This is a genomic window from Flavobacterium bernardetii (assembly GCF_011305415.1).
GTDB lineage: Bacteria > Bacteroidota > Bacteroidia > Flavobacteriales > Flavobacteriaceae > Flavobacterium > Flavobacterium bernardetii.
On record NZ_JAANOQ010000009.1, the window covers coordinates 22,462 to 46,501 of the forward strand.

Below are 24,040 nucleotides of genomic sequence, written 5' to 3' on the forward strand. Positions count from 1 at the left end.
TTTACTCGTTTCGTGGCTGTAAAATGAAGTAGTTTTTTGTTGACTTTTGAGATTTTAATTTCTTTGAGGGAATTTAAAGGAGAATATTATTTTTGTAGATAAAAAAACTACTTAATCTTCAAATTAGCTTTTTTTTGTTTTTTTTTAATATTGTCTGTTTTGTTAAATTGGACACAATAAATCTTAAAATTAGATATAAAAAAAAACACCCCAAAAGGAGTGTTTTTAAAATCTGTGGGCAATGAGGGGTTCGAACCCCCGACCCCCTCGGTGTAAACGAGGTGCTCTGAACCAGCTGAGCTAATTGCCCCAATAAAATGCGTTACTTCCGTATTGCGAGTGCAAATATAAGGCAGTTTTTCGTAATTGCAAATAAAATCGTAAAAAAATTAAATTATTTCTGCAACAACAAACGTGCTTCCGCCTATATAAATAAGGTCTTTGACGTCAGAATTGGCCAGCGCTTTTTTATAAGCAATTGAAATAGAGTTGTATATATTTCCTTTTAAATTATATGTTGCTGCTTTTTCTTGTAAAATTTTTGCAGATAAACCACGCTCAATTTTTGGTTTACAAAAGTAATAAATCGCATTTTTCGGGAATAATGGCAAAATAGAATCTAAATCTTTGTCATTTACCACACCCAAGACAATATGTAATTGGTTGTTTTTTTCCTTTTTTAATTGATTCATTACAATTTCAAGTCCATGTGCGTTGTGTGCCGTATCACAAATTACCTTCGGATTTTCTTGTAAAACTTGCCATCTTCCTTGTAAATTTGTGTTTTGGACTACATTTAAAATTCCGTTTTTGATGTTTTCTTCGGAAATAATAAAGTCAGATTTCAAGTTTCTAAACGTTTCAATTACGGTTTTTTTATTCTTCAATTGGTAATCGCCTAAAAGTCCGCAAGGATAATCTGGGTGCTTTTTATCTTGAGCGAAATGAATTTCAGAATGGTTTTGTTTAGCTATTTCCAAAAACACAGGTTTTGTTTCCAAAGTATATTCTCCAATTACAACAGGAATGTTTGGTTTGATAATACCAGCTTTCTCAAAAGCAATTTTTTCTAAGGTGTTACCCAAAAACTGCGTATGATCTTTTCCGATATTCGTAATCACAGAAAGTAAAGGTGTAATTATATTGGTAGAGTCTAATCTGCCGCCCATCCCAACTTCAATAATAGCAATGTCAACTTTCTTATCAGAAAAATATTCAAACGCCAATCCAACTGTCATTTCAAAAAAACTTAATTCGGTATTTTCAAAAAACGATTTATGATTGGTTACGAATTCATGAACATAATTTTTAGAAATCATCTTTCCGTTAATCGTAATTCGTTCACGGAAATCCTTTAAATGTGGTGAAGTATACAAACCAACTTTATAACCTGCTTCCATAAACACAGAAGCAATCATACTACTTGTAGAGCCTTTTCCGTTAGTTCCAGCAACATGAATGGTTTTGAAATTTCTTTCCGGATGATTTAAATGCTCTACTAATAATAAAGTATTTGTCAAGTCTTTTTTATAGGCAGAAGCGCCAATGTTTTGGAACACGGGTAACTGGTTAAAAAGCCAATTTATAGTTTCTTTATAGGTCATTTTGTACTTATTTTAAAGAATTTCGACTTCCAACAAAATAAAAACAGTTTTTTTTAGTTTTATACTTTATAGAAAAATGTATCTTTAGTGCAAATTTCAAAAAATTAATTAAGAATAGTATTACTTATGATCGGATTTTTTTTACAAACTACTGTTGTAGATACAGTAGCACAAGCTGTGACTAATGCAAATGGCGCAAATACTCCACCTCCTGTTGAAGGAATATCAGTTTTAGAATTTATTTTAAAAGGTGGTTTTTTTCTTATTCCTATTATTATATTATTGTTTTATACCATTTATTTAATTGTAGAACGTTACTTATATATTAGTAAAACTACCAAAAATGACGACTTTCTTCTAAAAGAAGTTCGCACTCATTTAAATGGTGGAAATATGAATTTGGCAATCGGTGCTGCTGAAAGAGTAAATAATGCTACAGCAAGAGTAGTAAAAGAAGGGATTTTAACTATCGGAAGACCTATTTCTGAAATTGAATCGAACATGGAACGTATGGCTCAAATTGAATTGGGTGAAATGGAACGTAAAATGGGACAATTAGGTTTAATTGCTGGTATGGCGCCAACTTTAGGATTTGTTGGTACAATTGGTGGTGTAATTAAAATTTTCTATAGTATTTCTATCACAGAAAATATTAGTATTGGAAATATTTCTGGAGGTTTATATGAAAAAATGATTTCTTCTGGAGCTGGACTAATCGTAGGTTTAATTGCTTATGCCGGTTACCATTTATTGAATGGAAGAATTGATCATTTCATGTTAAATGTTCAAAAACAAGTGTTAGAATTTGTAAACATAATTCAGCGACCAAATGGCAATTAAAAGAAACAGACGATTTCATGCAGAAGTACATGCGTCCTCAATGAGTGACATCATGTTCTTTTTGCTGTTGTTTTTTCTAATCATTTCTACATTGGCGAATCCGAATGTAATAAAGTTAAATTTGCCAAAATCGAAAACGAATGAAAAAACAAATAAACAATTAATTACAATTTCCGTCACTGGCGAAGTTGATTCTAAAACTTTTTTTATTGACAAGCAACAAGTTAGTTATGAAAATTTAGAAAAGGATTTATTGATAAAAGTAGGTGATAATAAAGAAGCTACAGTAGTTATTAGAATGCCTTACAATTTTCAAGTTCAAGATTTAGTTGATGTTATGCAAATTGGAGTTAAAAACAATATAAAATTTGTTTTAGCAACAAATGCTAAAAATTAATGAAAGAGTGAGAAATCACTCTTTTTTTTGTTTTACCCAATCTTCACAGAAGTCATACTCAACGAACCAGCCAGAAGTTTATCATTAAAAAGCTGAATATTTTCCGATTCATTTTTCAAACCTAAGGTATATAATAAAGGTAAATAATGATCTGGAGTTGGAATAGCTAAATCAAAGGCTTTTCCTTGTTTTTGATAATTGATTAAATTCGCAAAATCGCCATCAATAATATTTTTATTGATTTTTTCTCTGGCTTCAATCGCCCAATCAAAACCATAATTGTCTTTATCGAAATTCGCCCAATCTACCATTCGTAAATTGTGCACAATATTTCCACTTCCAATAATTAAAATTCCTTTGTTTCTTAACGATTGTAATTTTTGAGCCATATCAAAATGTGCTTGACCAGTTAAACTATAATCAATACTCATTTGAATCACTGGAATGTTTGCTTCAGGATACAAATGTTTAATTACACTCCAGCCACCGTGGTCCAATCCCCAATCGTGATTCAATTCCACTTCAGTTGGAAGAATTAATTCTTTGGTCAGTTGTGCTAATTCAGGAGAACCTTTTGCAGGATATTGCACATCAAACAATTCTTTCGGAAAACCACCAAAATCGTGAATTGTTTGCGGCATTTTCATCTCAGTCACTTTTGTGCCTTTGGTAAACCAATGTGCCGAAATACATAGAATCGCAGTTGGAGTAGGAATCGTTTTGGCAATATTTCTAAAACCAGTAACAAACTCATTTTCTTCAATTGCGTTCATCGGACTGCCGTGTCCTAAAAATAAAACTGGCATTTTTACAGTATTGGGCAAAATGTCTTTATAGTTAAATAATTCGTTTACTGTTCTCATCGCATATAATATTGGTGTCAAACTTAAAAGTCCTAAAAATTGTTTTCGATTCATGACTTAATTAATATTTGTATATACAAATGTATGAAAATAAATTCATTGGAAAGTTAAAATTTATATAAAGTCTAATTTGGATAGCAGTACTATTTTAATTTCTGAAAATTTGTGTAATCTGTCTTTAAAAATTACTTTTGCATAACAACTCAACATATATTATGTATAAATTACTTTTACGTCCAATTCTTTTCTGTTTCGATCCAGAAAAAGTGCATTATTTCACCTTTTCATTGGTGAAATTTATTTCTAAGATACCATTCGTTACTTCAATTATCAATGCTATTTATGTAGTAGAAGACAAACGTTTAGAAAGAGAAGTTTTCGGATTAAAATTTAAAAACCCAGTTGGATTAGCAGCAGGATTTGATAAAGACGCGAAATTGTTCAATGAATTATCTGATTTCGGATTCGGATTTATTGAAATCGGAACGCTAACTCCAAAACCACAAGACGGAAATCCTAAGAAAAGATTGTTTCGTTTAAAATCAGATTCGGCAATTATTAACCGAATGGGATTTAATAACGGCGGAGTAGAAGCTGCAATTGTAAGATTAAAAGAAAATAAAGGTGTTTTAATTGGTGGAAATATTGGAAAAAATAAAGTCACGCCAAATGAAAACGCTACAGATGATTATGTGATTTGTTTCAATGCATTATATGATTATGTAGATTATTTTGTGGTAAATGTAAGTTCTCCAAACACGCCAAATTTACGTGAACTTCAAGAAAAAGAACCTTTGACAAAATTATTGCAAACGTTACAAGATTTGAATAACATAAAAGTTAAAGCGAAACCAATTCTTTTAAAAATCGCTCCCGATTTAACAAACGAACAATTATTAGATATTATTGATATTGTAAACGAAACTAAAATTGCAGGTGTAATCGCAACCAACACAACCATTTCTCGTGATGGATTAACGTCTGAAAATAAAGTTGAGGTTGGAGGTTTATCTGGAAAACCATTAACAAAACGTTCTACAGAAGTTATCAGATTCTTATCAGAAAAAAGCAATAAATCCTTTCCAATTATCGGAGTAGGTGGTATTCATACTGCTGATGATGCTATCGAAAAATTAAACGCTGGTGCGAGTTTAGTGCAATTATATACGGGATTTATTTATGAAGGTCCGCAATTGATTAAAGATATTAATAAAAAAATACTGAAAGCACATTAATATTAAGCAACACAGATTGGAGAAATTGGAGAAATTGATTTAAATTGTGTTGCTTTGTTAGACTATTAAAAATGTAATACTTTATAAAAAAATGTTGAAGAATAAAAGTTTAAAGTTTTTAATTTCGTTAAAATTATTTCTGTACTTATTTTTTATAGGAACATTGGTTTTTATTTCTGTGAAAATGAAAACTGATTATGAAAATTTAGAAAATGTAAATGAGTTGTTAGAAGAAAAGATAAGTTATTACCAAGCGTTTGTTGTTAATAACGATACAGGTTCTTTTTATGATCAATTATCGAAAAGTATTAAACATAAAGATTTAGAAATAAAAGCATTAAAACAAAACAATACTTTTTCATTGTCTTCTTGGTTTTGTGTAATTCTAATGTTTTGTTCAATCTATTTTTATATAGCTTCTGAATTAGAAAGTAAAATTAAAAAATTAAAAAGTGAGGAAAGCGATTTTGAAGAACAACAAATGTTATAAAGATTTCTAAAATTAATATAATTTCTCCAATCTGTGTTTCAATAAATAAACATTCCAATAAATAAATCAGTTTAATCGATCCAAATCCGCGTCATCCGCGTCCCTATAAACATGAAATTAGTCTTCGCATCCAACAATAAAAATAAAATCGCTGAAATTCAGCAGCAAGTCGGTTCGCAATTTCAAATTGTCTCATTAGAAGACATTGGTTGCTTTGTGGATATTCCGGAAACGGCTGAAACTATTGAAGGGAATGCGATTTTGAAAGCCAATTATGTTACGGAGAATTACGGTTTACCTTGTTTCGCTGATGATACAGGTTTAGAAATAGAAGCTTTGAATAACGAACCAGGCGTATATTCGGCGCGTTATGCAGGTGAACAGAAAAACGCCGAAGACAATATGAATTTGGTTTTAGAGAAATTAGCTTCTCAAACCAATAGAAAAGCGCAGTTTAAAACCATTATAGCTTTAAATGTTAATAACGAACAACATTTGTTTGAAGGCATTGTAAAAGGCGAAATCACTACAGAAAAGTCAGGAAATATGGGCTTTGGCTACGATCCTATTTTTCAGCCAGAAGGATTTTCAACTACTTTTGCAGAAATGACTATGGAACAAAAAGCAGTGATTAGTCATAGAGGAATTGCGGTACAAAAATTGATAAAATTTCTTTCTAATTTATCTGAGTAACTGTAAATTCATTGTTAAAAAGCTATTACTTTATCGTAACTTTCTGAAAATCAATTACAAACAAATTAGTTTAATCCAAAATTAAATCCTACCTTTGCACCCAATTTAAAAATATATAATGAATAAATTTGAGCAATTAGGGTTAAACGAGTCGTTGTTAAAAGCAATAAGTGATTTAGGATTCGAAACCCCGTCGGAAGTACAGGAGAAGGCTATACCACTATTATTGGAAGATGACACAGATATCGTCGCTCTTGCCCAAACAGGAACAGGAAAAACCGCAGCTTTTGGTTTTCCGCTAATCCAAAAAATTGACCCATTCAACAAGCAAACACAGGTTTTAATACTTTCTCCTACAAGAGAATTGTGTTTGCAAATTACAAACGAGATTAAATTATACTCAAAATACATCGACGGTTTATATACTGTTGCAGTATACGGTGGAGCGAGTATTCATGATCAAGCGCGTGATATTAAGCGAGGAGCACAAGTAATTGTGGCTACACCGGGTAGAATGCAAGATATGATTAACAGAGGCATGGTGAATATTAAAAACATCAGCATCTGTGTTCTTGATGAGGCAGACGAAATGTTAAACATGGGTTTCTATGAAGATATTACAAGTATCTTATCAGACACGCCAAAAGACAAAAACACATGGTTATTCTCGGCTACAATGCCGCAAGAAGTAGCTAGAATCGCTAAAGAATTTATGAGAAACCCGCAAGAAATTACGGTTGGACATAAAAACTCTAGTTCAGCAAACATCTCTCACGAATATTATTTAGTTAATGCACGTGATAGATACGAAGGATTAAAAAGATTAGCTGATGCGAATCCAGATATCTTTTCGGTAATTTTTTGTAGAACAAAAAGAGATACACAAGCGGTTGCAGAAAAATTAATTGAAGATGGTTATAATGCTGCTGCATTACACGGAGATTTATCGCAAGCACAACGTGATGGCGTAATGAAATCGTTCCGTGGAAGACAAATCCAAATGCTTGTTGCGACTGATGTTGCAGCTCGTGGAATTGACGTAGACAACATTACTCACGTAATCAATTATCAATTACCAGACGAAATTGAAACGTATACGCACCGTTCAGGTCGTACAGGTCGTGCCGGAAAATCAGGTACTTCGTTTGTAATTATTACAAAAAGTGAAATCAGAAAAATTCACTCAATCGAGAGAATTATCAAAACTAAATTCGAAGAAAAACCAATTCCTTCTGGAATGGAAATTTGCGAAATTCAGTTATTACACTTAGCTAACAAAATTAAAGATACAGAAACAGATCACGCTATCGATAATTATTTGCCTTCAATTATGGAATTGTTACAAGACATTCCTAAAGAAGAATTAATTAAGAAAGTAATCTCTGTAGAGTTTAATCGTTTCTTAAACTATTACAAGAAAACTAAAGATTTAGCGTCTCAAGACAGTGGTTCATCAAGTAGAGAATCGGCTCCATCTGATGGAACTGTAAGATACTTTATCAATATTGGTACAAGAGATGATTACGATTGGATGTCTTTAAAAGATTATTTACGTGATACTTTACAAGTAGGTCAAGATGACGTATTTAAAGTAGACTGTAAAGAAGGTTTCTCTTTCTTTAATACCGATGCTGGTTTATCAGAAAAAGTAATGGAAGTTTTAAATGCCGCAGATATGAACGGTAGAAAAATTAACGTTGAAATTTCTAAAAATGATGGTGGTGGACGTAGAGACCATAACGGAAGAAGTGGTGGAAGATCTGGCGGAAGCGGATTCTCAGGAAGACGTGAAGGCGGAAGCTCAGGTGGATACAAAGGAAATTCTGGCGGTGGATACAGAGGAAACTCAGGTGGCGGAAACCGTGAAGGTGGTGGTTACAGAGGAAATTCTGGTGGTGGAAATCGCGAAGGTGGTTTCAACCGTGAAGGTGGAAACAGAGAAGGCGGAAACCGTGAAGGTGGAAGTGGTTTCAGACCAAGAACATCATCAACTGGTGGAAGTGATAGAAGATCATCTGATTCTCGCGATAGCGGAAGAAGAGGTGAAGGTCGTTCATCATCTGAAGGTCGTTCAACAGAAAGAAGAAGTTCTGGATTTGAAGGAGCAAAAAGATCACCAAGAAGATCAAATGACTAATTTATTAGTTTAAATATATCAATCCCGATTCGTTTATTCGTTTCGGGATTTTTTTATTTTAACTGCTGAGTATTTTGAAATCGTCAGTTCGAGTGTTTTTTGAGTATCTCATTTTTAGAATGAGATACTCAAAAAAAAGTATCGAGAACCCTTTTGCTGAAATAATATTATCAAACCAATTAAGCTTACATGTTTAAAAAGTCTTATAATCTTATGTTAACAATATTCAACATTGAAAATTAAATCTTATTTTTGTTGAAATATATTTTCACAATGAAAAAAATAATCTACATATTTTTGCTTTTCATTTCTATTTTTGGGTTTTCTCAAACAGATTCATTACAATTAAAAGTTAAAGGAAAGATTTCGGATATTAAAACAAATGCTTCAATTGCACAAGTTACGATTGTAAATAAGAATAATTCTTCTGTAGTTTTAGCTTCTGAAAATGGAGAGTTTGAAATTACAGCAAACATGAATGATAAATTATTATTTTCTCATTTAGGGTATAATTATGCTGAGGTGGAAATTAATCAAAAATGGTTTTCTGGAAACAAAACGATTTTGTTAAGTGAAAAAGTAAACGAAATTGAAACCGTTGTGGTAACAAGTTATAATTTAACGGGTTATTTAGAAATTGATACGAAGTTAATTCCAGTTAATGAAAATTACCGATACAACATTGCAGGTTTAAACTTAGGGTACGAACCAGGAATGAAAGCTAAAAATGCAACTGAAAATTTAATGAAAGCCTTATCCAATCCGGTAGATTTAGTGTATTCTTTATTTAATTCGAAAGAAAAAGATTTGAAGAAGCTAATGGATTTGAAAAACGATGCCAATTTCGCAGCCATTTTAAGTAAAAAAACTGACAGAGAATCGTTAGTGATGTTATTACAATTAGACAAAAATGAAATTGATAAGATTTTAGAAAAATGTAACTACTCAAGAAGTTTTATCAACACAGCAAGCGACTTACAAGTATTAGATGCTTTGGCTACTTCATATAACGATTATAAAGTTTTGAAGAGAAAATAATCTGTAGTTTTTTTGAAATACTAAATTGGTTCTAATTACATTAGTTTTTAATTAAAATCAACTATAATATTTCCATTTCGCAGATGAAATATCCTAATTTGCATAATACTTTTTTTACTAATGAAACAAACCAAGACTTTTGAAATAATTAAAAAATTAATCTATTTATTATGAAAAAGTCAATTGTTTATTTGATTCACACAGCTTTCTGGCTAGCTTATTTTTTATTACTATTGGTTATTATTGCTGCCGCAACTCAAGGGTTTTCTTCAGGACCAAATTTTGAGAATATTCTTAAAGTAGGTATTCCATTTGTGGTAATTCCATCTTTTAGTGCATTTTATCTGTTCTATTTTTATCTTTTTCCTAAGTATGTCAAAACAAGAAAAATTGGGCTTTCCTTTGTTTATGGCATTTTGTTTTCTATTGGTTCCGCTTTTGTTGGAGGTTTTTTTTTGACCTTAATATTTGGGAAAATTTTTATGTTTGAAGGAGGTTGGAGCTCTTTTTTTGCTGAAATTATAACCATGTCACTTATTGGATTATTTGCAGGTACTATGAGTGTAATTATTAAAGGATTTATTACTTGGTATGATGAAATACAATTAAAAGAAACGCTTAATCTTAAAAACCATCAAATTGAATTGGCTTTAGTGAAATCACAATTAGATCCTCACTTTTTATTCAATACCATTAATAATATCGACATCTTACTACTTAAAGATGCGCAACTGGCTTCAGAATACCTGAATAAATTATCAGACATCTTAAGGTTTATGTTGTTTGAAACTAAAACAGAAAAAATCGCTTTAACTAAGGAAATTGAATATATTGAAAAATATATCGCTTTGCAGAAAATTAGAACTTCTAATGATAATTTTGTAAATTTCATTGTAAAAGGAGAAGCTGCAAATCATTCTGTTTCACCAATGCTTTTTATTCCGTTTATAGAAAACGCTTTCAAGCATGTAAGTAATAAAAAAACGGAAAATGCCATAACGGTTTCTTTAGTTATTGAGAAAGAAAAAATAGTATTTGAATGCGAAAACAAGTATAACGAAAACAAAACATTTCAATCAGAATTTAATGGTTTAGGAAACGAATTGATTAAAAAGAGAATTGAACTTATGTACCCAAAAAAACATAATTTAGCCATTATAAAAGAAAACGACACTTATAAAGTAAATTTAACCTTAGCGAATGATTAAATATTCTTGTATCATCATTGAAGACGAACCTTTAGCTTTAGAAAAAACTAAGGGTTTTGTAGAGAAAACACCTTTTTTAAATTTGCTAGCCACATTTGATGATGCGTTGGAAGGATTAGCGTTTTTAAAATCTAATAAAGTAGATTTACTTTTTTTAGACATCAATTTAGATGAGTTGTCAGGTATTGAATTGCTGGAAAATTCCAAATTAAATTGTCAGGTAATCATCACAACCGCTTATTCAGAATATGCTTTAAAAGGGTATGAACTTAACGTTACAGATTATTTATTAAAACCTTTTACATTTGAAAGATTTTTGCAGGCTGTGGATAAAATTCAAGATAATAATTTGGTTAATCACAAGGAATTAAATTCTAAATTTATTTTTATTAAAACCGAGAGTCGATTAGAAAAAGTCAATATTGATGAAATTCTATTCATTGAAGGAATGCGAGATTATAGAAGAATTCATACCATAAATAAAAGAATAATGACACTTCAAAATTTTTCTGAATTAGAACAGCTTCTTCCTGCAAATTTAATTTGTCGTGTACACAAATCGTATATGGTTGCCATCAGTAAAATTGATGAAATCGAACGAAGCAGAATAAAAATTTCAAAAGAAATTATCCCCATTTCAGAAACGTACCGCGATCATTTTTTCTCGCAAATTAAAAGCTAAAACTATAAATCTATACTATTTTAAAATTTGTCTTTTTGCAAAATTTCTTATTTTGCAGACATAAAAAAGGAGTTTGCATAATTAAGTTTTCTACTACTTTGTAAATCTTCACATTTGTTTCATTATTAACTTAATGATCTAAAAAAATGAAACAAATAATTTTTTTGTACTTCACAGTATTTACCACATTTTCAGTAACAAGTCAAAATATAACAAACGACATTGATGGTTTGTTTTCAATGCGGGAAAATTTAAACGGTCCAGGTGGTGTTGTTCTGGTAACTCAAAACAATAAAACGGTTTTTGAAAAAGCCTATGGTTTAGAAAATATTTCATATAAAATTCCAAATACTTCAGAAAGTGTTTTTAATATTGGTTCCATGTCAAAGCAATTTACCGCAATGGGAATTGTTTTATTACAAATGGAAGGTAAGTTATCTATTGATGACGATATTAAAAAATATTTACCGGAACTAAATAATTTTGGAAAACCAATAACTATTAGGCATTTATTACATCATACGAGTGGGTTTAGAAGTTCTCCGGAATTGTTTGGACTTGCTGGATGGCGAGATGGTGATGCAATCTCAAATGAAGATTTTTATCGTTATTTAACAAAACAAACGGCATTGAATTTTGAACCGGGTTCAGAATATATGTATACTAATTCAGGTTATATTTTACTTGCGAAAATTATTGAAAACGTTTCAAAACAGAATTTTAAAAGTTGGATGAAGGAAAAAATCTTTCAGCCGCTTCAAATGAATGCTACTTTTATAGAAGAAAACAGTTCTAATGTAGTTTCAAAAGTAGCAACTTCTTACTCAGAAATCGAACCTTCAGTTTTTAATTATGTTGAGAACAACGATTTAACATATGGAGCTTCAAATGTATATTCTACAAGTAAAGATGTTTTAAAATGGATGAAAAATTTTAATGAAGCTTCGATGAATTGGAAAAGTGCTTTCGAAATGCTTAAAACTGTAGATGTTTTAAATTCGGGTCAAAAAAACAATTATGGTTTTGGAGTTTTTGTGGACGATTTTTTCGGAAATCATAGAATTCAACATACTGGTGCTATTGCAGGTTTTCGATCCGTAATGTATAGTTATCCTGATGATAATTTAGAAATTATAATACTATCCAATTTTGCATCCAATCAATTATCAAAAACAGCTGATCAAATTAGCCAACTTTTTTTGCAAAGCAAATTACTTTCTGAAACCTATCCGGAAGAAATTAAGCCCATTACCCTAAATAATGAAGTTTTAAAAAAATATGAAGGAATGTATTGGAGTGATAAGAATAACTATTCTCGAAAAATTTATGTAGAAAATAATACCTTATGGTATTTGCGTAGTAACAATAAAAAATCACCATTAATTCCTATTACATCAACTGAATTTCAAATGGGAGGTATTAATGAAAAGTTGCTTGTAAAATTTGATATCAAAACGAATACAATGAAATTGATTTCCGCAGACAATTCAATAGATGTTTTTGAAAAATACGTGGATAAACCACTTTTAGTAGAAGACTTAAAAGAATATACAGGAACGTTTTATAGCTCTGAGTTAGAAACTTATTATACTATTAGTTTAAAAGATGATAAACTAATTGGATATCATAGTCGTTTTGGCGAATTTGACATTCAAATTTTAAAACAAGATGTTTTGAGTTGGTCAGGAATGGCTGTTTCAAAATATAAAAGAAACAAAAAAGGAAGTATTACGGGTTTAACTATTACGATGAGTAGAATTCGGGATTTGTGGTTTGAAAAAAAACAGTAATAAAATGTAATTATTATAGAAACTTTATTATATCAGCAAGTGACTTACTAGTATTAGATGCTTTGGCGACTTCGTACAATGATTATAAAGTTTTGAAGAGGAATTAAGAAACCCAATCACAACCTTTTTCTATAATTACCCAATTGTTTTCTTTTTTTTCTAAAAAATAATGAAGACCTTCTCCGCATAATTCTCCACAATGTATAGAAATTTCTATGTATGCGAATCGAAGATTTTTTGAAAATAATGGTTTTGACATAGTTGCAAAACCATTTTTTCCAAATACCTTTTCGTATTTCTGCCAGTATTCCTCAGGATTTACTTTGTACTTTTTCTCAAATCTATCTATGTATATTTGCTTATATGAGAATAGATGAGGTATTTTTTCATCTTTTTTAATATTCTCTATTTGATGCATGGTAGTTTCATAATCATTTAAAACAAAATAATTAGAATATTTCATGTGACCAGGAATGTCTTTTTTGTTTTCTTTATAATTAAAATATTCACTTTTGTAATAAATATATTTTACATGTTTAAGTGCGTCAGTTTTGTTCTTTAAGAAAAAGTCTAAAACCTCAGTAGTTTCTTTATTTGTCTTTTTATCAAAGTTTGTGAAACTCTTTGTTTTTAAAGTATCTTTTTTGATCTCTGAATTTTGTAAAGATTTGTCTTGTTTAAATGAAACAAAAAATAAAAGCAAAACCAATAGTGATAGTTTCTTCATAACTTAGAATTTACTTGGCTCTTCTTCCACAAACTGCTTCTCAATATAATCAATATCTTTAATCGTTTTTCTGGTCCAATCTAAACGTTTTTCTAATACTTCATCTTCGGTTAATTGCCAAGCAATATCTGTATGACGCATTCTATTCGTTATGTCTTGAATCACTAAAGCTGCCGATACAGAAATGTTTAAACTTTCGGTAAAACCAACCATTGGAATTTTTATAAAACCATCTGCTTCTTTCATTACTTCTTCAGAAAGCCCATCAATCTCAGTTCCGAAAAATATCGCTGATTTTTTAGTCACATCAAATTCATCTAACATGCAAGATTCGTTATGTGGTGTAGTAGCAATAATTTGATAACCTTGTGCTCTTAAACTCGCAATACAGCTTTTCATGTCGTGATGCTGATTGATATCTACCCATTTTTCGGCACCCATGGCAATTTGCTTGTCAATGGCTTTTCCGTAACGTTGCTCTACAATATGTAAATTCTGAATTCCAAAAACCTCGCAACTACGCATCACTGCACTGGTATTGTGCAATTGAAACACATCTTCCATAGCAATCGTAAAATGATTAGTTCTGTTTTTTAGCACATCTATAAATCTGTTTTTTCTGTTTTCAGACATGAAGTTCTCTAAATATTCTAATAAAGCGAGTTTGTTTTTTGGCATTTTCTTAAATTTACTGCAAATATAAAAAATTAGCCCCGATAGTAGCGGCATCCTTTTTATTTTGTTAGTTGCGATTTTACTCTGAGTTTTTTGAAGTGCTTTCTAAGGGAATAAAATAAAAAGATATAGCGAATAGCGGGAAATAGCTTCAAATAAAGAATATGAAAAAAATAGTAGTTTTAACAGGAGCAGGAATGAGTGCCGAAAGCGGAATTTCTACCTTCAGAGATTCAAACGGACTTTGGGAAAATCACGATATTATGGAAGTTGCTTCGCCAATTGGTTGGAAGAATAATCCAGCTTTGGTTTTGGATTTTTATAATAAACGTCGTGCGCAGTTGAAAGAAGTTCAACCGAATAAAGGTCATGAAATTTTAGCCGAGTTAGAAGAAAATTTCAACATTCAAATTATTACTCAAAACGTAGATAATTTACACGAACGTGCTGGAAGTAAAAACATTTTGCATTTGCATGGCGAATTGGTAAAAGTACGTGGTGAGTTTTCAGAAAATGAAAGTATTTATTGGGAAACCGATATTCATTTGGGAGATGTAAACGAAAATGCAGAACAATTACGACCAGATATTGTATGGTTTGGCGAGCAAGTCCCTGCAATAGATTTAGCGATTCCACACATGCAAACAGCTGATGTTGTCATTATCATCGGAACGTCGTTACAAGTATATCCAGCTGCAGGTTTAATGCATTATGCGAAATCTCACGTTCCAGTTTATTATATCGATCCGAATCCAGCAACCATTTACGATTTAGCTAATCCATTAGAAGTTTTACCCATGAGTGCGAGTGAAGGCATGGAGATTTTGAAAGAGAAATTATAAGGCAAAATTACGAAATCCTGCAAGGTCTTTTTTGGACCTTGTAGGTTTTATATAGTAAAGAAAAATACCTACAAGGTTTTGGAAACCTTGCAGGAAATCAAAAAAAATCCTTGGCGACTTTGCGACTTTGTGGCAAAAAAAAAGTACTTTTGCGCCTTAAATAACAACACAACATCATGCAACTAACTGAATTAAATGCCGTATCGCCAATTGATGGTCGTTACAGAGGTAAAACCAAATCATTATCCGCTTATTTTTCTGAAGAAGCTTTAATTAAATATAGAGTTTTAGTTGAGGTAGAATATTTTATCGCTATGTGCGAATATAATGTGCCACAATTACAAGGTGTAGATAAGAACCTTTTCGGAAAATTGAGAGGTATTTATGAAAATTTTTCAACTGAAGATGCACTTTGGATTAAAGAAACAGAAAAAACAACCAACCACGATGTAAAAGCGGTTGAATATTTTATCAAAAAGAAATTTGACGAATTCGGATTAGAAGCCTTTAAAGAATTCATCCACTTCGGATTAACGTCTCAAGATATCAATAATACTGCGATTCCACTTTCTGCAAAAGAAGCTTTTGAAAATGTATATTTACCAAGCTTAATTGCAATTGTACAAAAATTAAAAGAATTGGCTACAGAATGGAAAGACATTCCATTATTAGCTCGTACGCACGGACAACCCGCTTCACCAACGCGTTTAGGAAAAGAAATTTTAGTTTTCGTAGAACGAATTGAAGAGCAAATGCGTTTGTTATTCAATGTGCCTTTTGCCGCTAAATTTGGTGGGGCAACTGGAAATTATAACGCACACAAAGTAGCGTATCCAAATCACGATTGGAAAGCTTTCGGATCTCAATTTGTTGAAGAAACTTTAGGATTACGTCACTCGTTTCCTACGACTCAAATTGAACATTACGATCATTTTGCAGCCTATTTCGATGCTTTAAAACGTATTAATACGATAGTAATCGATTTAGATAGAGATATTTGGACGTACGTTTCCATGGACTATTTCAAACAGAAAATCAAAGCTGGTGAAATCGGTTCTTCAGCAATGCCACATAAAGTCAACCCAATTGATTTCGAAAATTCGGAAGGAAATTTAGGAATTGCGAATGCGATTTTCGAACATTTATCTGCGAAATTACCTTTATCAAGATTACAACGTGATTTAACAGATAGTACGGTTTTACGTAATATCGGTGTGCCAATCGGACATACACTTATTGCATTTGAAGCGACTTTGAAAGGTTTAAATAAATTGTTGTTAAACGAACCAAAATTCGCTGAAGATTTAGAGAAAAACTGGGCAGTTGTAGCAGAAGCGATTCAAACAATCTTGCGTAGAGAAGGCTATCCAAATCCATACGAAGCGTTAAAAGATTTGACTAGAACAAATACGGTTATCAATAAAGATTCAATTCATGCGTTTATTGAAACGTTAAATGTTTCTGACGATATTAAAACAGAATTAAAAGCGATTACGCCAAGTAATTATTTGGGTATATAATTTTGTCATTCTGAACTTGTTTCAGAATCTAATAAACAGAAATCCTGCTAATTCATTTTGGCGGGATTTTTTTTTGTTATACCTGTGATTGCAATTTTACTAAAATAGTATTCGTAATATTTAAAATTGTAATGTATATTTGTACTAATAATTAAATTTATGGAAAATAATCTTTATTTAAAAGAAGTTAAACTCTCGGGGTACAAATCTATTATTGATGTTGATGTTGAGTTTCAAAATGGACTTAATGTTATTATTGGTAAAAATGCAGCTGGTAAAACTAATTTTTTGAAATTTCTCACTAAAATATTGTCATTTAAGTATGAGAGTTTAAATAACTTTTATGCGGAATTTCTTTTTAAAAATGAAAAAAAAAATGTTTTCAAGTCTCAACGAAATATTGAAATAGATGAATTGTTTAATTCGAATAATTTATCAAACAAAGTGGATTATGAATTAATCGTTGATGGTAAAATTATAAAAGACAAGAAAGGAAATGACGAAACTATTATTTTTGATAAATTTGAAAAAAATAAAATAGTTTTTGATACTACTTTTATTTGTCACGGTATTTTTAAAGATTATTTAATTGTTGATAAACCATATTCTTTTAGAATTGATAATTCTAAATTTAGATGGTCAAATGATTTACAAAGCATTTTTGGAAATCCATCTAATCCCTATTTTATTAAATGTTTGACATTAGATTTTATTTTAGGAATTATGAATTTAAAAGAAGAATTTGATTTAGATAATTTTAAGGAGCTTTTTAAAAATATTTTTAATAAAACTGAAAAAATCAAATCAACTTTAAAAAAATATTCACCTATTGAAGATATTAAATTTAGTGATAATTTTAATATTTTTATAAGTGATGATAAAGAGACTATTTCTGTTAATAATATTTTTATTGAGTTTAAGATTGATGGTAATTGGTTGCCGTTTTCAAGTTTGTCAGATGGTACAAAACGTCTGTTTTATATTATTTCAGAAGTGTTTGAAAATGACGAAAACACACATGTAAGACCAACAAATATTGGTAAGTATGAAGGTCAAAATCAAATAAGTAGAATTATTTTGATTGAGGAACCTGAATTAGGCATTCATCCGCATCAATTTCATAAATTGATGGAGTTTTTGAAATTAGAAGCTCAAAATAAGCAAATAATTATCACAACTCATTCTCCTCAAGCTTTAGATGCTATAAATTCAAATGAGTTAAGTAGAATTGTCATAGCGTATTCTACAAGTTCAAAAGAAGGTACTAAACTTCGTCATTTAAATGAAAATGAAATTGTAAAAGCTAATGAATATATAAAAGAAGATTTTTTAAGTGATTATTGGCTTTATTCGGATTTAGAAAAATAATTTTATGAAGATAGGGTTGGTTGGAGAAGCTCCGAATGATACTGAGTCAATAAAGAATCTTTTGAGAAAAAAATATGAAGATTTTGAATTTGTTTCAATGTTGAATATAATTAATGGATCTAGTTTAGATAGTCAAAAGACTAAGAGGTTTTTAAGAATTGAGTATCAACTTCAAAAACCAGACATTGTTGTTTTTATTCGTGATTTAGATTCAACTTGGCCAAATAGAACTAAATTATATGAAAGAAAGGATTATTTTACGAGTTCTAATAGTGTAGTTGATAAAAAAGGAATTCCTTTATTGCATATTTATGAAATTGAAGCGCTTTTGTTGACAGATGTTGAAACATTCAATAGGATTTATGGTGCTGAATTGGAAGAGGTTGAAAATGTGATGTTAATAGAGGAACCTAAAGAGTATTTGAAATTTGCATCAAAAAAATATAACGAATCACATAATGCGGACTTATTCAAATTAATTGATTTTGAGAAAACTTTGAATTGTTTATATTTCAATGAATTTATTAAAAAATTAAATAAATTTATAGAGAGAATTAATGCTTAAATAAAGTGAAAAAAAATCCATTTCGTAAGAAATGGATTTTTTTTATTTCAATTAAATAAATTTTAACTAAAATAAAACTCAATATTTAACGTTTTAATAAAAAGTGAAAAATGAAAAGTTTTGGAGTTTTAGTACTGTTGTTTTTAGGTTTTCAACAAAATATTGATCTTGATAAAATAGATGCGAAATTGTTTGATAAAATTAATGTTGTTCGTGTTGAGAATAAATGTTCAAAGTTAAAACGTGATGAAAATTTAGATAAGGCCGCAACAAATCAAGCTAAATATATTGCGAGTAAAGATATTTTAGAACATGATCAGAATGAAAATCCCAAGACAAAAAAAAATTTAGATAGAGTGAAATTTTTTAGTAAAGATAAATATGTTATGGTAGCTGAAAATTTACTTTTTACTACCATTCCAAAAGAAACTATTGATTCTGAAGTTTTAGCTGAAAAGATGAAATCACTTTGGGTGAAATCGCCTAATCATTTTAAGAATATTAAAAATAGCGAGTACAATTACACAGGTTTTGGATTCGCGTTTAATGAGTCTAAAACTAAAATTTACGCAGTTCAGGTTTTTGGGGAAAAATAAAAAATCCATTCCAATAAGTTGGAATGGATTTTTTATTATCTGCAAACTGAGACTCAGACTGTAAGCTGAATACTAAAATTTATCTCGAGTAATTTGGAGCTTCTTTAGTGATTGTAACATTATGTGGATGACTTTCGCTAATTCCACTTGATGTTAAACGTACAAATCGGCTAGTGGCTTGTAAAGTTTCAATATTTTTAGCACCACAATAACCCATTCCGGCACGAAGTCCACCAATGAATTGTTGCATACTTTCGTTTAATTCTCCTTTATATGGTACGCGACCTACAATTCCTTCTGGAACTAATTTTTTCACATCATCTTCAACATCTTGGAAGTAACGATCTTTAGAACCTTCTTTCATGGCTTCCACAGAACCCATTCCTCTATATGATTTGAATTTTCTTCCTTCAAAAATAATAGTTTCACCTGGAGATTCTTTCGTTCCTGCTAACATTGAACCTAACATTACACAAGATGCTCCAGCCGCTAACGCTTTTGGGATATCTCCTGTATAACGAACGCCACCGTCAGCAATTACTGGGATTCCAGTTCCTTCTAAAGCGGCTGCAACTTCTAATACAGCTGAAAATTGAGGGAAACCAACACCAGCTACAACACGTGTCGTACAAATTGAACCAGGTCCAATTCCTACTTTTACTGCATCAGCACCATTTTCAGCTAAATATAAAGCTGCTTCTGGAGTCGCGATGTTTCCAACTACTACATCAATTTCTGGGAATTTATTTTTTACTTGTTTCAATACATCAACAACACCTTTTGTATGTCCGTGAGCGGTGTCAATAATTACGGCGTCAACTCCAGCGTTTACTAAAGCTTCGCAACGTTCTAAAACGTCACCTGTTACACCTAAAGCAGCAGCCACACGTAAACGTCCAAATTTATCTTTGTTAGCGTTTGGTTTTTGAGTTAATTTCGTAATATCTCTAAAAGTGATTAAACCAATTAATTTAAAATCGGCATCAACCACTGGTAATTTTTCAATTTTACTTTCTTGTAGTATTTCTTCTGCAGCAGCTAAAGTAGTTCCTTTTCCTGCAGTTACTAGATTTTCAGAAGTCATTACTTGAGTAATTGCACGGCTGTTTTCTTTTTCAAAACGCAAATCTCTGTTGGTAACAATTCCTTTTAAAATACCATTTGCATCTACAACTGGAATTCCTCCAATACCAAATTCTCTCATGGCATTTTTAGCATCACCAACATTAGCAGTTAATGGTAGAGTAACTGGATCGATAATCATACCGCTTTCTGCACGTTTCACTTTTCTAACTTCTGCAGCTTGTTGTGCAATAGTCATATTTTTATGTAAAACACCAATTCCTCCTTCTTGAGCCATAGCAATTGCCATAGCACTTTCTGTAACCGTGTCCATTGCTGCGGAAACAATAGGCGTGTTTAAGGTAATGTTTTTACTAAATTTTGATTGAATAGAAACTTCTCTTGGAAGTATTTCAGAATAATTTGGAATTAAAAGAACGTCATCATAGGTTAGTCCTTCTCCAATAATTTTAGAAGTGTGTGCTTTCATGCTGCAATTGTAGTTAAATTGCGTGCAAATTTAGTGAAATATTAGGAATAATCAATTGTTTTTATGCTAAATAATTGTTAAGTGAGATAAATAATTATATTTGTGAAATGGATACATTTATATATTTGCTTTTAGAAACTTTAATCGTCGGCTTGATGATTTTAGGATTGCATGCTTCCAAAAAGTATTTTGGGATTGGATTACTGTATATTTTCTTAGGAACGATGCAGTTTTTTCAAACGATACTTTCAGGAAATGTGTATAATTTATACTTCGATGTGTTCTTGTTTTCGCCTGGTTCTACCTTAATTTTTATTTCTACTTTATTTGCTGTTTTATTAATCTTTAGAAATGAAAGTATAATTAAGGTACGAAGTGTGATTTATGGAATCATTTTGAGTAATATTATACTAGTTTTCCTGTCTTATATTTCGTTAGAGCAAATTTTGAGCGATAATTTCTCTAGAAATACCACTTTTTTAGCGGAGATTTTTAATTTCGATATTGTTTTATTTTTTACAGGAATTATTTTACTGTATTTAGATATGATTCTAATTATATTTTTATTCAGATATTTAGAATCGAAATTTCCTAAATATTATTTTTTACAGTTTTTAGGAGCAAGTGTAATTACAGCAGTTTTGGATTCTTTTCTGTTTTATACCATAAATTTTTATTCGGAATTGAATTATTCAGAAATGATGATAGGGAATATTGCAGGAAAAGTATTAGTATGTTTGATTTTATCAGCGTTATTTGCGTTCCATTTTGTTATTAATCCAGAAAAGGATAACAAAAGAAAACCACTTACTGTTAAAGATATTATTATGATTATTAACTTTACAACTAGTGGTAAGCGTTAAATATTTTTAAAGCTTCGTTATATGCGCTTTCAAAACTAATTGGATGACAATTGGTGTTGGCTTTTTCTGCTGTGAAATAAGATAATAATTTTTCAGTTGGCATATTTCCTGTTAAATCGTCTTTTGCCATCGGGCAACCGCCATAACCTTTTATAGCACCATCAAATCGGACACATCCAGCTTTGTAAGCGGCGTCCACTTTTTCAAACCAAGTGTCTGGAGTAGTATGTAAATGCGCACCAAATTCGATATTTGGATATTTCGGAATTAAATTACTGAATAAATAATCAATCGTTTCTGGAACAGATGAGCCAATTGTATCTGAAAGTGATAGTATTTTCACACCCATATTAGCTAATTTTTCAGTCCATTCTCCAACAATTTCTACATTATATGGATCGCCATACGGATTTCCAAATCCCATAGAAATATAGGTAACTACTTCTTTGTTAGATTTGACTGCAATTTCTAAAATTTCTTGTAAGCTAATTAATGCTTCCGCAATGGTTTTGTGTGTGTTTCGCATCTGAAAATTTTCAGAAATAGAAAAAGGAAAACCTAGATATTGAATTTCTTTGTGTTTTGAAGCAATTTCGGCACCTTGAGTATTAGCAATTATTGCTAGTAATTTACTTGTAGTTTGCGACAAATCTAATTGTGCTAAAACTTCTGCAGTATCTTGCATTTGTGGAATGGCTTTTGGCGATACAAAACTTCCGAAATCAATAGTGTCAAATCCAACACGTAATAACGATTGGATATATTGTACTTTCTTTTCGGTTGGAATAAAAGTTTTGATGCCTTGCATAGCATCGCGTGGACATTCTATTATTTTAATTGCTTTCATATATGCAATAATTGTTTTTTAGAGGTCATATATGGTATCGCTTTTTATATATCGGAATTTTTTTTGCAAAAAAAAAAGTTTTAATTGCGATTTCATAAGAATGTCAAAGATAAGTAAAACTTTATTTTCTGCAAATATGTTTTTTCAATTGTGTTGAGCATAAGTTAGGTAATGAAAAAAAATTATTAAAAACGTTTTTTTATTTATACTTTTGCACCACAAATTAATATAGTATCATGGTTAAAGATTTATTTGAAAGAATACAACAAAATAAAGGACCATTAGGTAAATGGGCTTCACAAGCAGAAGGATATTTCGTATTCCCTAAATTGGAAGGAGAATTAGGTCCAAGAATGCAATTTCAAGGTAAAAATATATTAAACTGGAGTTTAAATGACTATTTAGGTTTAGCCAATCATCCAGAAGTTCGTAAAGCTGATACAGAAGCAGCAGCTCAATATGGTGCTGCATATCCAATGGGTGCTCGTATGATGAGTGGTCATACTGATGCTCACGAACAATTAGAAAGAGAATTAGCGGCTTTCGTTATGAAAGAATCTGCTTATTTATTAAATTTTGGTTACCAAGGAATGGTGTCTATTATTGATGCTTTGGTAACTAAAAACGACATTATCGTTTATGACGTGGATTCTCACGCTTGTATTATTGATGGTGTTCGTTTACATATGGGAAAACGTTTTACTTACAAGCATAACGATTTAGAAAGTATGGAAAAAAACCTGCAACGTGCTACTAAAATGGCTACTGAAACAGGTGGAGGAATTTTATTCATTACCGAAGGAGTTTTCGGAATGAGAGGGCAACAAGGGAAATTAAAAGAAGTTGTTGCTTTAAAAGAAAAATACAATTTCCGTTTATTAGTAGATGACGCACACGGTTTCGGAACTTTAGGTAAAACTGGAGCTGGAGCAGGTGAGGAGCAAGGTTGTCAAGATGGAATTGATGTGTATTTCTCAACTTTTGCAAAATCGATGGCAAATATTGGTGCTTTCGTTGCTGCTGATAAAGATATTATCGATTATTTAAAATATAATTTACGTTCTCAAATGTTCGCAAAAGCGTTACCTATGATTCAAACTATTGGTTCGTTAAAACGTTTAGAGTTGTTGCGTAATTCTTCTGAAATTAAAGATAAACTTTGGGTAAACGTTAATGCGTTACAAAACGGTTTAAAAGAAAAAGGTTTCAATATTGGAGATACAAATACGTGTATTACACCAGTTTATTTAGAAGGAAGTATTCCGGAAGCAATGATAATGGTGAATGATTTAAGAGAAAACTACGGTATTTTCTTATCTATTGTGGTGTATCCAGTTATTCCAAAAGGAATAATTTTATTAAGAATGATTCCTACTACAACACATACAATTGCGGATATTGACGAAACTTTAACAGCATTTGACGCTATTCGTGAGAAATTAGAAAACGGAACATATAAGAAAATTGCAGATTCTACAATTATTGATAATTAATAATTGTTTGATATA

Annotated in this window: 23 protein-coding genes and 1 tRNA gene; 17 read left to right on the forward strand and 7 right to left on the reverse strand. The window is 30.8% G+C overall.

The genetic code is table 11. From position 1 onward, the window contains the following. Positions 1 to 235: 235 nt before the first annotated feature. Positions 236 to 310: transfer RNA gene (locus G6N05_RS13860), tRNA-Val, on the reverse strand. Positions 311 to 389: 79 nt separating this feature from the next. Then, on the reverse strand, positions 390 to 1,604 hold the full coding sequence (locus G6N05_RS13865) for a bifunctional folylpolyglutamate synthase/dihydrofolate synthase (RefSeq protein WP_166130848.1): 1,215 nt from the start codon (positions 1,602 to 1,604) through the stop codon (positions 390 to 392). 126 nt (positions 1,605 to 1,730) lie between these two features. On the opposite strand from G6N05_RS13865, the gene G6N05_RS13870 reads away from it, so the two are divergent. Both G6N05_RS13870 and G6N05_RS13875 read left to right on the forward strand, forming a co-directional pair. Next, on the forward strand, positions 1,731 to 2,444 hold the full coding sequence (locus tag G6N05_RS13870) for a MotA/TolQ/ExbB proton channel family protein (RefSeq protein ID WP_187003034.1): 714 nt from the start codon (positions 1,731 to 1,733) through the stop codon (positions 2,442 to 2,444). Continuing rightward, the gene (locus G6N05_RS13875) at positions 2,434 to 2,841 is read left to right on the forward strand and encodes an ExbD/TolR family protein (RefSeq protein ID WP_166130851.1); all 408 of its coding nucleotides are present in this window, start codon (positions 2,434 to 2,436) and stop codon (positions 2,839 to 2,841) included. The genes G6N05_RS13870 and G6N05_RS13875 overlap by 11 nt, the downstream gene beginning before the upstream one ends. 32 nt (positions 2,842 to 2,873) lie before the next feature. On the opposite strand, the gene ygiD is transcribed toward G6N05_RS13875, so the two are convergent. Further along, positions 2,874 to 3,704 (reverse strand): 4,5-DOPA-extradiol-dioxygenase, encoded by an 831-nt coding sequence (ygiD, locus tag G6N05_RS13880; protein ID WP_225875180.1) that lies wholly within the window; start codon positions 3,702 to 3,704, stop codon positions 2,874 to 2,876. 215 nt (positions 3,705 to 3,919) lie between these two features. Between ygiD and G6N05_RS13885 the strand changes: the two genes are divergently transcribed. The 8 genes from G6N05_RS13885 (at position 3,920) to G6N05_RS13920 (ending at position 12,977) form a co-directional block, all read left to right on the forward strand. Then, positions 3,920 to 4,939, forward strand: a complete 1,020-nt coding sequence (locus G6N05_RS13885; RefSeq protein ID WP_166130857.1) for a quinone-dependent dihydroorotate dehydrogenase — start codon at positions 3,920 to 3,922, stop codon at positions 4,937 to 4,939. Between the two features lie 91 nt (positions 4,940 to 5,030). Continuing rightward, complete coding sequence (locus G6N05_RS13890; RefSeq protein WP_187003033.1) at positions 5,031 to 5,429, forward strand: hypothetical protein; 399 nt, start codon at positions 5,031 to 5,033, stop codon at positions 5,427 to 5,429. A 111-nt stretch (positions 5,430 to 5,540) separates the two neighbouring features. Beyond that, the gene (locus G6N05_RS13895) at positions 5,541 to 6,122 is read left to right on the forward strand and encodes a non-canonical purine NTP diphosphatase (protein WP_166130863.1); all 582 of its coding nucleotides are present in this window, start codon (positions 5,541 to 5,543) and stop codon (positions 6,120 to 6,122) included. Positions 6,123 to 6,240: 118 nt separating this feature from the next. Continuing rightward, entirely contained in the window at positions 6,241 to 8,259 is a 2,019-nt protein-coding gene (locus G6N05_RS13900; RefSeq protein WP_166130866.1) for a DEAD/DEAH box helicase, read from the forward strand. A 273-nt stretch (positions 8,260 to 8,532) separates the two neighbouring features. Beyond that, a complete protein-coding gene (locus G6N05_RS13905; RefSeq protein ID WP_166130870.1) occupies positions 8,533 to 9,297 on the forward strand; it encodes a carboxypeptidase-like regulatory domain-containing protein in 765 nt (254 codons plus the stop codon). 170 nt (positions 9,298 to 9,467) lie between these two features. Then, positions 9,468 to 10,505, forward strand: a complete 1,038-nt coding sequence (locus tag G6N05_RS13910; RefSeq protein WP_205729766.1) for a sensor histidine kinase — start codon at positions 9,468 to 9,470, stop codon at positions 10,503 to 10,505. Beyond that, positions 10,498 to 11,187, forward strand: a complete 690-nt coding sequence (locus G6N05_RS13915) for a LytR/AlgR family response regulator transcription factor (protein WP_166130873.1) — start codon at positions 10,498 to 10,500, stop codon at positions 11,185 to 11,187. The genes G6N05_RS13910 and G6N05_RS13915 overlap by 8 nt, the downstream gene beginning before the upstream one ends. 146 nt (positions 11,188 to 11,333) lie before the next feature. Continuing rightward, complete coding sequence (locus G6N05_RS13920; RefSeq protein ID WP_166130877.1) at positions 11,334 to 12,977, forward strand: serine hydrolase domain-containing protein; 1,644 nt, start codon at positions 11,334 to 11,336, stop codon at positions 12,975 to 12,977. A 103-nt stretch (positions 12,978 to 13,080) separates the two neighbouring features. Here the strand turns inward: G6N05_RS13920 and G6N05_RS13925 are convergent, their stop codons facing one another. Then, a complete protein-coding gene (locus G6N05_RS13925) occupies positions 13,081 to 13,704 on the reverse strand; it encodes a hypothetical protein (protein WP_205729767.1) in 624 nt (207 codons plus the stop codon). A 3-nt stretch (positions 13,705 to 13,707) separates the two neighbouring features. Further along, a complete protein-coding gene (locus tag G6N05_RS13930; protein WP_166130883.1) occupies positions 13,708 to 14,382 on the reverse strand; it encodes a TrmH family RNA methyltransferase in 675 nt (224 codons plus the stop codon). A gap of 161 nt (positions 14,383 to 14,543) precedes the next feature. On the opposite strand from G6N05_RS13930, the gene G6N05_RS13935 reads away from it, so the two are divergent. The 5 genes from G6N05_RS13935 (at position 14,544) to G6N05_RS13955 (ending at position 19,270) form a co-directional block, all read left to right on the forward strand. Then, the gene (locus G6N05_RS13935) at positions 14,544 to 15,221 is read left to right on the forward strand and encodes an SIR2 family NAD-dependent protein deacylase (RefSeq protein WP_166130887.1); all 678 of its coding nucleotides are present in this window, start codon (positions 14,544 to 14,546) and stop codon (positions 15,219 to 15,221) included. Positions 15,222 to 15,397: 176 nt separating this feature from the next. Then, positions 15,398 to 16,741: an adenylosuccinate lyase gene (gene purB, locus G6N05_RS13940; protein ID WP_166130890.1), complete on the forward strand. Its 1,344-nt coding sequence runs from the start codon at positions 15,398 to 15,400 to the stop codon at positions 16,739 to 16,741. 159 nt (positions 16,742 to 16,900) lie between these two features. After that, positions 16,901 to 18,109 (forward strand): AAA family ATPase, encoded by a 1,209-nt coding sequence (locus G6N05_RS13945; protein ID WP_166130894.1) that lies wholly within the window; start codon positions 16,901 to 16,903, stop codon positions 18,107 to 18,109. 4 nt (positions 18,110 to 18,113) lie between these two features. Next, positions 18,114 to 18,674 carry a DUF4276 family protein gene (locus tag G6N05_RS13950; RefSeq protein WP_166130897.1) on the forward strand — a complete coding sequence of 187 codons (561 nt, stop codon included), beginning with the start codon at positions 18,114 to 18,116 and terminating at the stop codon, positions 18,672 to 18,674. A 110-nt stretch (positions 18,675 to 18,784) separates the two neighbouring features. Further along, entirely contained in the window at positions 18,785 to 19,270 is a 486-nt protein-coding gene (locus G6N05_RS13955) for a CAP domain-containing protein (protein ID WP_166130901.1), read from the forward strand. Between the two features lie 79 nt (positions 19,271 to 19,349). Here G6N05_RS13955 and guaB read toward each other — a convergent pair whose 3' ends face one another. After that, the gene (gene guaB, locus G6N05_RS13960) at positions 19,350 to 20,822 is read right to left on the reverse strand and encodes an IMP dehydrogenase (protein WP_166130904.1); all 1,473 of its coding nucleotides are present in this window, start codon (positions 20,820 to 20,822) and stop codon (positions 19,350 to 19,352) included. A 107-nt stretch (positions 20,823 to 20,929) separates the two neighbouring features. Here guaB and G6N05_RS13965 point away from each other — a divergent pair, with 107 nt between their 5' ends. Continuing rightward, positions 20,930 to 21,685 carry a VUT family protein gene (locus tag G6N05_RS13965; protein ID WP_166130907.1) on the forward strand — a complete coding sequence of 252 codons (756 nt, stop codon included), beginning with the start codon at positions 20,930 to 20,932 and terminating at the stop codon, positions 21,683 to 21,685. On the opposite strand, the gene G6N05_RS13970 is transcribed toward G6N05_RS13965, so the two are convergent. Beyond that, positions 21,669 to 22,532 (reverse strand): hydroxymethylglutaryl-CoA lyase, encoded by an 864-nt coding sequence (locus tag G6N05_RS13970; RefSeq protein WP_166130910.1) that lies wholly within the window; start codon positions 22,530 to 22,532, stop codon positions 21,669 to 21,671. The two genes, G6N05_RS13965 and G6N05_RS13970, sit on opposite strands and share 17 nt — an antisense overlap. Positions 22,533 to 22,768: 236 nt before the next feature. Between G6N05_RS13970 and G6N05_RS13975 the strand changes: the two genes are divergently transcribed. After that, the gene (locus G6N05_RS13975) at positions 22,769 to 24,025 is read left to right on the forward strand and encodes an aminotransferase class I/II-fold pyridoxal phosphate-dependent enzyme (protein WP_166130913.1); all 1,257 of its coding nucleotides are present in this window, start codon (positions 22,769 to 22,771) and stop codon (positions 24,023 to 24,025) included. The last annotated feature ends 15 nt before the right edge of the window (positions 24,026 to 24,040 follow it).